The following is a 9,900-nucleotide window of genomic DNA, read 5'->3' as shown; positions in this document are numbered from 1 at the left end:
CAAGGGGCCTGGTGAGTTTTTTTTCACTTACAATTTTTTGTCGTCGGTGGGCAGAAGGAAAACGCTTTTGTCAACGCTTCAGACAAGACGACAACGCGGCTCCCGTACTGCTGCGGGGGCCGCGTTGTCATGGTCTTTTACTGCAATAAGTTGCCCTATGGGGCATTGGAGGCGTCCAGACGGCCAGTGATGTTGTCGCGGATCCACTTGGGGTCCAGCCACTCCAAAGGAGTGACTTCCACACCACCCACCAGAATACCGAAGTGCAGATGGTCGCCGAAGGCCAGGCCCGTGCTGCCCGTGTGGGCAATGGTCTGTCCTTTCTGTACCACATCGCCCACCTTGACCTGGATGTCGCTGAGGTGAGAGTAGAGCGACATGAGCCCCAAGCCGTGATCAATGACCACCAGGTTGCCGTAGATGCCCAGCTCGCCCGTAAAGACTACGCGCCCGCTGTTGGCCGCCGGCACCTCGGCGTTGCGGACAGAAGCCAGGTCAAAGCCCAGGTGGTAGGATTCGCCCACCAGCTTGCCCTGGTAATTGTAAAATCGGTGGTCGGCAAAGCCCGCCCGGGCAGCGGAACGCGGCAGCCTGGCAAAAGCGCCGCTCCAGAGCATGGCGGCGGCGGTGTTTTTGCCGATTTCGCGCAGGGTCTGGGCATTGGCCGCACGCACATTGTTGTTGATATAGAGGTAGCAGTCCAGGGGGTTGGCAACCTGCGGGGCCAGGTGTTGCAGTTTGTTCTGCACGCTCATGAGGAAGTTGTCGCTGAGCTCCAGGCTGTCACTTTTGAAGGTGCGTTCGTAAGCCATGACTGTAAGACGGCTTTTGGTCACGTTGCCGGCCAGGTCTGTGGCGGTGATTTCTACGCTGTTTTTGTATTCGCGGGCGGGCATGGTGTAGGGATAGGGGAAAAAGCAGATGTAACTGCCGTCTTTTTGCTGGTAGCCGGGCACAAAATAGCCCGCCACCAGCACGCCGCTGTCGCTCACGTCTTCATCAACAGTATAGCGCACTACGGCGGCGCCGCCCCGTCGCACGTTGGGGGGCAGCGTTTTGACAGAAATGCGCGGCGGCTGGGTATCCAGGCGCATGGCCATCTGTACGGTGCGGGTGTTGCCCTGGCCGAAACCGGCCAACGAGCCGTCAGTGGCGCGGATTTCCAGATCAAAAGCGCCTTCGTGCAGGTTGGCGCCGGCAAGGGGCACCTCCACCGTGCGTTCCGGCAGATATTTTTCAAAATGCTTGCTGAAGATGGTGTTCAGCGTATTGTTTTTACGCACGCCCACCGTGACGGCGCGGATGCCCGAAGCATCCTTCATGGCGATCTTGATCACGCTGGCGGGCGACACCCGGCCTGTCTGCGGCTGTACAACAACCTGCGGCCCGTCCAGATCTTTAAAAAAAACATATCCGCCGGCCGCCAGAACGGCCAGTACGATAAACCCCAGTATTGTCGAAAGCATGTTTCGTTTGCGCATATCTACTCCTGCTCTTGCTACCCCGGTAAGCCTTGCACAAAGCGAAGCTGTTTTCAAGGAAAAGTCTGGAAGTTTTCATAACACGCCCGTACCGCATTGACTTGCGGGACAAAATCTGGTTTCACTTCCGCCATATGAATGACGGTAGTTTTACAGGCGGTGAAAGGCGGGTTCCTCAAACCAGGGTGGACCCTCGACGCCTGCGTCAGCGCATGGTGCGTGAACAGCTGGAGGCTCGCGGCATTACGGATTGCGGCGTGCTTGCAGCCATGGGCAGCGTGCCGCGTCATCTTTTTGTGCAGGAGGCCCTGCGGGCCCAGGCCTATGAGGATACGCCCCTGCCCATAGGCTACGGCCAAACCATTTCGCAGCCCTATATTGTTGCGCTCATGAGCCAGCTGCTGGAGGCGCGCCGGGGCATGCGCGTGCTGGAAATAGGCACGGGTTCGGGCTATCAGGCGGCGGTGCTGGCCAGCATGGGCTGCGTGGTTTTTACAGTGGAGCGCCTGCGTGAGCTTTATCAAAGCACTGCGCCGCTCTTGCGGCAACTGGGGCTTCGCAGTATTCATATGCAAAGGCGCGACGGCACGCTGGGCGTGCCCGAAGCCGCGCCTTTTGACCGCATCATTGTTACAGCGGGCGGGCCCGAAGTGCCTCCGCCGCTGGTGGACCAGCTCGACGAGGGGGGCATTTTGCTCATCCCTGTGGGCTCCCGGCCCCGCACCCAACGCCTGCTGCGCCTGCGCAAAACGCAGGGCCGCGTAAGCCGTGAAGACCTGGGGCCGGTCATTTTTGTGGATCTGGTGGGCGACCACGGCTGGTAAGCCTGCGCCGCCGCCGCAATAAGAGGAGACGTCATGGCTTCGTGTGCATCCTGTTCCCAGGCGGGCGGCTGTTCCAGCGCCACGACCAAGGGGGGAGACGGCAACTGCGGCAACCCCATGGCCCAGCAGGACAAGGCCATCGCCGCACGGCTCGGCCACATCCGCCACAAGATTTTTGTTATGAGCGGCAAGGGCGGCGTGGGCAAAAGCTCCGTTACTGTCAATACGGCCGCAGCCCTGGCGCACAAGGGCTACAAGGTGGGCATTCTGGATGTGGACATCCACGGCCCCAGCGTGCCCAACCTGCTGGGCCTCACCAGCACCGTGGAGATGGACGAAACCACCCACGCACTGCTGCCCGCAGCCTATGACGAAAATCTTGCCGTCATTTCCATGGATACTCTGCTGCAGGACAAAGACCAGGCCGTTCTGTGGCGCGGACCCAAAAAAACCGCCGCTATCCGACAGTTTATCTCTGACGTGCAGTGGGGCGAACTGGACTTTCTGCTGATTGATTCGCCCCCAGGCACCGGCGACGAGCACATGACCGTGCTGCAGTCCATTCCGGATGCGCTCTGCGTGGTGGTTACCACCCCGCAGGAGATTTCGCTGGCCGACGTGCGCAAGGCCATCAATTTTTTGCAGTATGCCAACGCCACGGTGCTGGGCGTGGTGGAAAACATGAGCGGCCTTATCTGCCCCCACTGCCATCAGGAAATTGACCTGTTCAAAAAGGGCGGCGGGGAGGAACTGGCCAAGCGCTACGGGCTCCGTTTTCTGGGGGCCATTCCTCTGGACCCGGCCTCGGTGGTCTCTGCGGACAGGGGTGTGCCCGTGGTTTCTCTGGAAGGCGAATGCGCCGCCAAAACCGCCTTTGCTCACCTGGCCGACGCCATTGCCGCTGCGGCCGACGCCAAGTAGCGCCCGGCGATCTGCGCAGTTGCCGTTGTGAGCCCCCGGCAGTGGGCAGACGCATTGTCGCAGCATTCCTTGCACGCCCCCGACGGACGTCCAGCCCGCGGGGGCATTTTTTTCTTCTTTTCTCGCGCCCCGTTTTGTGCTACCCAGTAAAAAATCTGTTTGGACCGAATTCGAGGAATGATGCTTAACCTCGCAAACAAAATCACGCTGTTACGAATCCTCATGGCCCCTCTGGTGGTCATCTTGCTTTATTTTGAAGGCCCGGTCACCTGCATACTGGCGGCCTTGGCTTTTATTTTTGCCTCGATCACCGACTGGGCCGACGGCTATATTGCCCGGCGCTCCAATACGGTCACCAGTATGGGCAAGTTTCTGGATCCGCTGGCAGACAAGGTGCTTATCTGTTCCATACTGATCATGTTTGTGAAGCTGGCTTGGGCGCCGGCCTGGGTGGTCATCGTTATTGTCTGCCGCGAGCTGGTGGTCACCGGCCTTCGGGCCATTGCCATTGACGAAGGCATAGTGCTGGCGGCGGACTATCTGGGCAAGGTCAAGACCGTGCTGCAGATTCTGGCCGTGGTGCCGTTGACGCTGCACTATCCGCTCTGGGGCTATGATCTGCACATGGTGGGGCTTGTCCTGCTGTACGCGGCCATGTTGCTGGCTGTGGGCTCCGGCTTCAATTACTGTTACAATTTTTACCGCCGGGCCTGTGCCGGGCAGGCCGATGAAACACGTCTATGAGCACTTTGCAGCTGCGTCTTAAAAATTGCCTGCAAACTATCCTGGAGTTGGAGCCGGATATGCGCTCGGGCCGCTGGGGGCGCTGCTTCGACGCAGAGCTGCGCACCTTGCGTCAATATCTGCGGCAGGTAGACCAGATGGACCTGGCCGAGGATGACGTGCGCCGCCTGGAAACCGCCACCACAACCCTGCTGGCGGAGTTGCGCCGCACCCGCCGCTGCCCGCCCAGAAACGGAAGGATACTGCAATGACCTTCTGGCGCACTGTTATTCTTGTGGTCCTGGCGCTTATCAATCTGGTGCTTTTCGGCCGTATGGTCTGGGGCCCCACAGGGCTTCTGGAATACCGCGAACTGAAGCGCCAGTATGCGGATATGGAAAGGCGCATCGCTGATCTGGATGCCGGAAACATGGCCATCAGCCGTGAAATACGCCTGTTGCAGGCGGACAACCAGTATGTGGAAAAGGTCATCCGCCAACGCCTGCACTACGTGCGTGACAATGAAGTGCTCTACCTTTTTGACGGCGCGGACAGGCCGGAGCAGGAGCCCAAGCCATGACGGAAAAAATCGATTGGTATAAAGAAGTCTTGGAACTGGAGCCCAACTCCAAGGTCTTTTATCCTTTGTCCCGCCTGCTGGCCGAAGCCGGGCGCACGGACGAGGCCGTGGCCACCCTGGAGCAGGGACTTGCCCGGCATGAAGAATTTCTTGAAGCGCGCCTTTTTTTGGTGGAGCTTCTGCATCAGCTCGGGCAGGACACGGCCTGCACGGCGCAACTGGACCGTCTGGGCCAGGTGTTTTCCGCCCATGCGGGCTTTTGGCGGGCTTTCGCGGCCTGCGCAGCTACCCGTGAGGCCGCCCCGGATACGGCGGCCGCTCTGCAGTTTCTGGCGCTCTATTTTGCGCGCGGCCCCGTGCCGCTGCACCTGGTGGTGGAGCGCGGGGTGGCCAGCTACTGGGCCGAGGCGGACCAGCCTTCCACCGCCAGGCCCACGGCTCCGGCCGTTTCTTCTACGGCGAAGGCCGCTGCCGGGCCTTCCCCCACCGCATCCCGGATGTCGGAGTGCGTGCCCAGTCCGACCGTCACCCCCACAGCAGCGGCCGTAGCCGAGGACATCAGCGCGCCGGTGCCGTTGGAAGATGACAGCTTTGCCCGTTTTGACCCGGATGCGGCCATGGCGGACGAAAGCGAACTGCCGGGCCTCGATACCCTTGAGGCCGCCGCGCTTCCTTCTGCCGCATCTGCGCCCGAGGCCGCGGCAACGGATTCCGACGCCGCAGCCCCCCGGCCTCCGGTCGCTCCCGGGCCCACCGTGGAGCAGACTGCCGGCGGTGAAGAGGCTTTTTCGCTGCGCACCCGTTCCATGGCCGAAGTGCTGGCCGAACAGGGCGACATCAAGGGCGCGCTGGACATTTATCACGAATTGGCCGCTGCGGCTGTGGACCCGGAGGAAATCGCCGACCTGCGCCAGCGCATATCCACGCTCAGCGCGCGCCTGGGCGGCGGCCCCACAGCGTCCGCGCCGGCAGCTGATCCGGCTCCGAGCGCCGGCGGTAAAGAGAAACTTATCACCATGCTTGAGGCCCTGGCCGGGCGGGTGGAAGCCCGGGCGCACGGCTGAAAGGCTGTTGCCGCGAGGGCCGACCCTTTTGCGTGGCGGTCTGACGTGTTGCACTACGCACACAACCAGCGCGAGGTGACCATCGCGCCTCGGGTCCGCGTCTTTGCGTTGGCCCGTGCGTCATCTGTTCTTACCTGGGAGTAAACACGGTGTTGAAATCCTACGCGCGGTATTTTTCGCTGCTGCTGGTGGCGGTTCTGTACCTCACCGGGTGCAGCTCATACCAGCCTACCAAGAATATCTGGAAAAGCACCAAGGGCTTTTGGAATACCTATGTGAGCCCGCCGGCTTCGGTGGATTATAGTGAAAAAGGCACGCTTTCGCCTCAGGCTCTGGCCCTGACCCACAGCATGATGGGGCTGGACCTGGAGCTTTCCAAGTTGGAGCGGGTCATGATGAATGCCGACAAGCCCCCCACGCGGGAATGGGTGAACAACCTTTTTGCTTCTTTCCCCTGGCTGGACGGCTTTGCCGGCGTCAAATACGACGGCACCATCCTGGGACAGGAACCGGCCACGCCGCTGAAGCAGGTGGATTTCATCCCTCTTCTGTATGAAGACAAGAAGCAGAGCACCAGAGCCCTGCGGGCTGATGTGCAGAACACCCCGCTGGGACCGGAAGTGCTGCTGGCGGCCCCCCTGTACGACGGTACGGATTTTCTGGGCGTGGTGGCAGCCTATTTCGACATGCGCACCCTCCTGCAATACTCGCAAAGCCCGGAAGACATGGTCATCCTCTCGCCGCAGGCGCTGCTCTGGCCCGGCAAATACGATTTTGCCGCCACCCCCCTGGCCAGCGTCAACTGGGATGAAGTGGTCACCAAAAGCTCTTCCGGCACCTGCACCAACGCCACGGGCGTCTTCTATTACATGGTCCGCTACCTGGGGAACGTGCCTTTGGTGTTTGCCGTGCCCCAGTCAGGCAATTTCCCCAAGGGTTCCGGTGATGTGGGGCAGGGCTTGGCCTTCTTCCCCAAGGAGCGGGAGAAACTGCCGCCCCCGCCCATGCCGGAACGTAAAAATAAAACGGACCTGAGCCAGAGCTTGGCTTTGCCCAGCGCCGCCCAGCCCGCTCCGGACGGTGAACCGGCCGCCCAGCCCGAAGGCGCGCCCAAGGGCCAGCCCGCCAATACCAATGATATTCAGCCCGGCAGCCACGACAGCGTGCTGCTCAAAAAACAGCGCCAGGCAGAAAAAGCCAAGGTGCGCGAGCGGCAGCTGGAAGGCGAGAATACGCCTGTGGAACGGGTGGAGCGGCCCAGAGTGCGGCCCGCGCCCAAGCCCCAACCCAAGCTGCCGCCAGCCAAGGGCCTGAACCTGGATGAAGACCTGGAGATGCCCACACTGCCCGGCGGACGCCCCAGCCCCTTTGGCCCGCATGACGACGCACCGCAGCCCGGCGAGGCCAGTCCGGCGGCCACAAGCGCAACGCCTGCAGGTCAGGACGCCGCCCCGGCCGCAGCATCCGCAAAAGCGGCGCCGCAAGGCGGCACGACCACGCCACCGGCTGACAGTGCGGCCCCCGCAAGCCCGGCGACCGCAACGCAGAAAGCGGCTTCGGCAACTTCTGCCGCACCGCAGGCTCCGGCCAAGCAGGCGGAAACCGCCCCCGAAAACGATGCTTCCGCCGGCCAGGAGTCGCCGGCTATCTTGCCGGGTGGACGTCCCAGCCCCTTTGGTCCTAAGAACTGATCCCGCGGCCCCGTCCCACGAGCACCGATTGGTGGGGCGGGGCCGGTTGGGAAATCCATTTCGCCTTTGTTGCGGAAAGGCAAATTCCTGACGCAGGTTGGGCGCGGCCCACTGCAAATTTTTTCTCCGATCATTCTCTGCCCGTGTCTTCCACGGCTGTGAGAAAAAGGAGTCCTTTATGGCCGATATTACGGTTACCGAGCATCTGCTGCTGCACCAGAAGCGCAGCCCGCAGGCCACGGGCCAGTTTACGGGCCTGCTTTACGACCTGATCCTTTCCGGCAAGAGCATTTCTCGCCGCATTAATAAGGCCGGGCTGCTGGATATTCTGGGCGGCACGGGCGAAGTGAACGTGCAGGGCGAAAACGTGCAAAAAATGGACGCCATCGCCAACCGCATTATGCTCTACCGCATGGAGCGCTGCGGCGCGCTCTGCGCCATGAGTTCCGAGGAAGAAGCGGAGCTGGTCCGCGTGAGCCCGGAGTTTCCGCGCGGGGACTATATTTTGATATTCGATCCCCTGGATGGTTCGTCCAATATCGACGTCAACATCAATGTGGGCACCATTTTTTCCATCCTGCGCAGGCCCGAAGGGCACACTGGTGAAGTGACGCTTGAAGAAGTGCTGCAGCCCGGTTGTCAGCAGGTGGGGGCGGGCTATATTCTGTACGGTCCCTCTACCATGCTGGTGCTCAGCACGGGGCAGGGCGTGCACGGCTTTACCCTGGACCCCGGCGTGGGCGAATTTCTGCTTTCTCATCCCAATATGCGCATTCCCGAACAGGGTCGCATTTATTCTGTCAACGAAGGCAACTGGAAGAATTGGGATGAACCCACTCGCGAGGTGCTGCAGTGGTTCCACAACTGCGAAACCCCGGACGGCACCTCCTATTCCGCGCGTTATGTGGGCGCACTGGTGGCGGATTTTCACCGCACGCTGATCTATGGCGGCATCTACCTCTATCCTTCTGACCACAAAAAACCGCAAGGCAAGCTGCGCCTCATGTGTGAGGCAAATCCGCTGGCTTTTCTGGCGGAACAGGCCGGAGGCAAGGCCAGTGACGGCAAGGGGCGCATTCTGGAAAAACAGCCCGACCGGCTGCACGCGCGCACGCCGCTCTTCATCGGTTCCGCCAACGACGTCACCGCCGTGGAGCGCATCTACGCCCGGTACGCCCAGGGGTAGCAAAGGCCTTTCCCAAGGCAGACAAGCGCCCCGCCCAGGGGCGCTTGGTCACGCCAATAAACTGGCCTGTGCGGTGCAGGCTCTGCCGTGTTCTGTGTGCGCCAGCCGTGGAATTGCAAAAAAAAGCATAGTAAAGGGGGCGTGAAGGGACGGGAACTTTTGGCCAGCCTCGCCCGTTACGGCAAAGGATGGTATGGGCAACGGCAGCAGCGCCCTAAAAGTTCTTTCCCTGAGAAAAACGCGCCCTTCATTTTGTCTGTCGCCTGTGGAGGCTGCATGTTGTGTCTTGGCATAGAGAGCTCGTGTGACGAAACCGCTCTAGCCTTGGTGGAGGACGGCCGACTGTTGGACGCAGTGCTGGCCAGCCAAGCGGACGTGCACGCCCTGTTCGGGGGCGTGGTGCCGGAACTGGCCTCGCGGGAGCACTGCCGGTACATGGGGCCTTTGCTGGATGTGTTGCTGCGCCGCAGCGGACGGCAGGCCGCAGACCTGGATCTGGTGGCCGTGGCGCGGGGACCGGGGCTTCTGGGCAGCCTGTTGGTGGGGGTGGCCTTTGCCAAGGGGTTGGCGCTGGGCTTGGGTTCGCGTTTTTTGGGCGTCAACCATCTGCATGCCCACCTGCTGGCAGCGGGACTGGAAGAGGCAATAGCCTTCCCTGCTCTGGGGCTTCTGGTTTCTGGCGGGCATACCCATTTATACCGCATGGAGGCCCCGTGGCGGCTGCGTCTGCTGGGGCGCACGTTGGACGACGCCGCCGGCGAAGCCTTTGACAAGGTAGGCAAAGTCTTGGGCCTGTCCTATCCCGGCGGGCGGCTGCTGGACGCCCTGGCCCGCGAGGGCAGGGCTGATCCGCGGCTTTTTCCCCGGCCGTATCTGGACAACGACAACCTTGATTTCAGTTTCAGCGGGCTGAAGACGGCCGTGGCCGTCCACGCGGCAGCGCATCTGGCAGGCATGGTCTGGCCGCGTCCGTTAACGCGCACGGAGGACGCGCCACAGGCGCTCAAGGACTGCTGCGCTTCCTTCAATCTTGCGGTGGTGGACACGCTCTGCGCCAAGGCCGAGCGCGCCCTGGACCGTCAGCCCGATCTGCGCACCCTGGTGCTGGCCGGCGGTGTGGCGGCCAACAGTCTGCTGCGGGAGCGGGTGTGCGCGCTGATGCAGCGGCGAGGGGGCAGGGCGCTTGTGCCGGGGCCGCAGCTCTGCACGGACAACGCCGCCATGATTGCCCATGCGGGCTGGCTGTTGGGCCGGGAAGGCTTTTATCACGACCTGCGCATGGAGGCCATTCCTCGGGGCAAGGCCCTGCCCGACGATATGTTGCAGACGGCGTGGGGCGCGTGTCCGCAGTAGGGCGGGGCAGCCGGCAGGGGAGGGGCGTCCCGCCTATAGACGAGTCGAACACTCCGAAATGGTTGTCGTCCTGTTGT

The 9,900-nt window shown here is 61.9% G+C and carries 10 protein-coding genes; 9 read left to right on the top strand and 1 reads right to left on the bottom strand.

Annotation, left to right across the window (positions count from 1 at the left end; translation table 11 throughout):
- Positions 1 to 155 precede the first annotated feature (155 nt).
- Positions 156 to 1,481, bottom strand: a complete 1,326-nt coding sequence (locus J7I12_RS03240) for a M23 family metallopeptidase (RefSeq protein WP_118228969.1) — start codon at positions 1,479 to 1,481, stop codon at positions 156 to 158.
- Between the two features lie 212 nt (positions 1,482 to 1,693).
- Here J7I12_RS03240 and J7I12_RS03235 point away from each other — a divergent pair, with 212 nt between their 5' ends.
- From J7I12_RS03235 to tsaD, 9 genes are all read left to right on the top strand, one after another.
- Positions 1,694 to 2,305, top strand: a complete 612-nt coding sequence (locus J7I12_RS03235; protein WP_118228968.1) for a protein-L-isoaspartate(D-aspartate) O-methyltransferase — start codon at positions 1,694 to 1,696, stop codon at positions 2,303 to 2,305.
- 33 nt (positions 2,306 to 2,338) lie between these two features.
- Positions 2,339 to 3,226 (top strand): Mrp/NBP35 family ATP-binding protein, encoded by an 888-nt coding sequence (locus J7I12_RS03230; RefSeq protein WP_118228967.1) that lies wholly within the window; start codon positions 2,339 to 2,341, stop codon positions 3,224 to 3,226.
- 180 nt (positions 3,227 to 3,406) lie between these two features.
- On the top strand, positions 3,407 to 3,970 hold the full coding sequence (gene pgsA, locus J7I12_RS03225; RefSeq protein WP_118228966.1) for a CDP-diacylglycerol--glycerol-3-phosphate 3-phosphatidyltransferase: 564 nt from the start codon (positions 3,407 to 3,409) through the stop codon (positions 3,968 to 3,970).
- The gene (locus J7I12_RS03220; RefSeq protein WP_118228965.1) at positions 3,967 to 4,221 is read left to right on the top strand and encodes a hypothetical protein; all 255 of its coding nucleotides are present in this window, start codon (positions 3,967 to 3,969) and stop codon (positions 4,219 to 4,221) included. Before pgsA ends, J7I12_RS03220 begins: the two co-directional genes overlap by 4 nt.
- Entirely contained in the window at positions 4,218 to 4,529 is a 312-nt protein-coding gene (locus J7I12_RS03215; protein WP_118228964.1) for an FtsB family cell division protein, read from the top strand. The genes J7I12_RS03220 and J7I12_RS03215 overlap by 4 nt, the downstream gene beginning before the upstream one ends.
- Positions 4,526 to 5,593: a tetratricopeptide repeat protein gene (locus tag J7I12_RS03210; protein WP_208360891.1), complete on the top strand. Its 1,068-nt coding sequence runs from the start codon at positions 4,526 to 4,528 to the stop codon at positions 5,591 to 5,593. Before J7I12_RS03215 ends, J7I12_RS03210 begins: the two co-directional genes overlap by 4 nt.
- 149 nt (positions 5,594 to 5,742) lie before the next feature.
- A complete protein-coding gene (locus tag J7I12_RS03205) occupies positions 5,743 to 7,284 on the top strand; it encodes a hypothetical protein (protein WP_208360893.1) in 1,542 nt (513 codons plus the stop codon).
- A gap of 178 nt (positions 7,285 to 7,462) precedes the next feature.
- Positions 7,463 to 8,470 carry a class 1 fructose-bisphosphatase gene (gene fbp / locus J7I12_RS03200; protein WP_118228961.1) on the top strand — a complete coding sequence of 336 codons (1,008 nt, stop codon included), beginning with the start codon at positions 7,463 to 7,465 and terminating at the stop codon, positions 8,468 to 8,470.
- A gap of 276 nt (positions 8,471 to 8,746) precedes the next feature.
- Entirely contained in the window at positions 8,747 to 9,823 is a 1,077-nt protein-coding gene (gene tsaD / locus J7I12_RS03195) for a tRNA (adenosine(37)-N6)-threonylcarbamoyltransferase complex transferase subunit TsaD (protein ID WP_130957707.1), read from the top strand.
- Positions 9,824 to 9,900 lie beyond the last annotated feature (77 nt).

It is taken from the genome of Desulfovibrio diazotrophicus (assembly GCF_902498985.2).
Classification (GTDB): domain Bacteria; phylum Desulfobacterota; class Desulfovibrionia; order Desulfovibrionales; family Desulfovibrionaceae; genus Desulfovibrio; species Desulfovibrio legallii.
This window is presented reverse-complemented; position numbering and strand designations above follow the sequence as displayed.